At 70.7% G+C, this 1592-nt stretch carries 2 protein-coding genes; one reads left to right on the forward strand and one right to left on the reverse strand.

Annotation, left to right across the window (positions count from 1 at the left end; genetic code table 11):
- Positions 1-652 (forward strand): insulinase family protein (locus tag RTU05_RS18185; RefSeq protein ID WP_312599682.1); only part of this gene is annotated, 652 nt, incomplete at its 5' end.
- Between the two features lie 441 nt (positions 653-1093).
- Here the strand turns inward: RTU05_RS18185 and RTU05_RS18190 are convergent.
- Positions 1094-1592 (reverse strand): serine protease (locus RTU05_RS18190; RefSeq protein ID WP_312599683.1); only part of this gene is annotated, 499 nt, incomplete at its 5' end.

A 1592-nucleotide genomic window follows, 5' to 3' on the forward strand; every position in this document is an offset into this window, starting at 1 on the left:
CCTGGCCCCGCGCATCGTCGTGGTGGATCAGCCCGGCGCCGGCCAGGCCGCCGTGGTCGCCGCCGTTCGCGGCGTCGCCCGCACCGATGCCGACTTCTTCCCCCTGACCCTGGGCAACAGCCTGCTGGGCGGCGGCTTCTCGTCGCGGCTGAACCAGGAAATCCGCATCAAGCGCGGCCTGTCCTACGGCGCCTCCTCGTCCTTGGGCGCTCGGGCCGATGCAGGCGTCTTCACCGCCTCGACCCAGACCAAGAACGAGACCGCCGACGAGGTCGCCGACCTGATCCTGGCCGAAATCGCCAAGCTGGGAACCGAGACTCCGACCCCGGCCGACCTGGCTCCGCGCCGCGCCACCCTGATCGGCGGCTTCGGCCGCTCGCTGGAAACGGTGGACGGCCTGGGGACCCTGGTCGCCAACCTGGCCCTCTACGACCTGCCGATGAGCGATCTGGCCGACTACGCCGGCCGCGTCCGCGCCGTCACCCCGGATCAGGTCCAGGCCGCCTTCGCCGAACACCTGCCGGCCAATCGCGCCAGCCTGGTCATCGTCGGCGACGGCTCCAAATTCCTGGACGCCCTGCGGGCCAAACACCCGAACCTGGAAGTCATCGAGGCCGGCGCCCTGAACCTGAACACCGGCGCGCTGAAGTAAGGCGCATCAGACTCCCCAATGCTCTCCCTCCCCCTGCGGGGGAGGTTGGTCGCACAGCGACCGGGTGGGGGCGGCCCAAAGGGCCGTACCTTACCGCGTGAAGTACGGGCGGCGAGGCGCCCACCTGCCCTCCCCGCCCGACCGCGCTTCGCTCGACCCCTCCCCGTCGCGGGGAGGGAGACGCGCCGTCTCTTCGTCAGCCATCGCAATCCGCTTCCCGACGCCCCGCCTTTTCAAGGACTTGCCGACCAGCAGCGTCATTCGACCGTACCCCGCCCGAAACGGGGTTATGATCGCCCGTGGTCTTTGACATCGCGACGCGCCGACTTGGACTCGTTGGACTCGTTAGACTGTTTTTTTCCGAGTCCAAGTCTCACGTCGAAACGGCGCCGAGTTGGACAGCGCAACTGTGTCTGTTTCCCAGCATGGGCAGTTCGACGGTCAGACCGCCAGGCACACCACCTGTGCCACGCGCAGGTCGCGCCTCAAGGCGTTCGACACCTGGCCATAGTCTTCGGTCGTCACCGCCGGTCCGCGCGCCGCCTCCGCCAGGGTCTGTTCGCCCCGGATGGCGCGGCCGAAGGTTTCGGGCGCGGTGGTGTAGATCCGGCCCCGGCGCGGCGCCTCGGCGATGGTCACGCCCACGACGCGCCCTTGGGAATCCAGCGCCGGCGCCCCCGACAGGCCCGCCAGCGTCCCCTCCAGCCCGTCGGTGCGCCCGACCTCGGCCCAGGCCAGCACCGGCTCCTCGCGCGCACCGCGCCCGAACACCTTCAGCGTCTCGCGGCCCAGCAGGCGCGACGTCACCTCGCCCGGCCGCCCTTGGGGGAAACCAGGATGGAAGGCCCTCTGACCCTTCCTCAACGGATCGCGCACCGCCACGGGCAGGGCCGCCGGTCCCCCGTCGGTGATCAGCAGCGCCACGTCCGCGCGCGGCGCC

This window comes from Brevundimonas sp., assembly GCF_032017145.1.
Lineage (GTDB): Bacteria > Pseudomonadota > Alphaproteobacteria > Caulobacterales > Caulobacteraceae > Brevundimonas.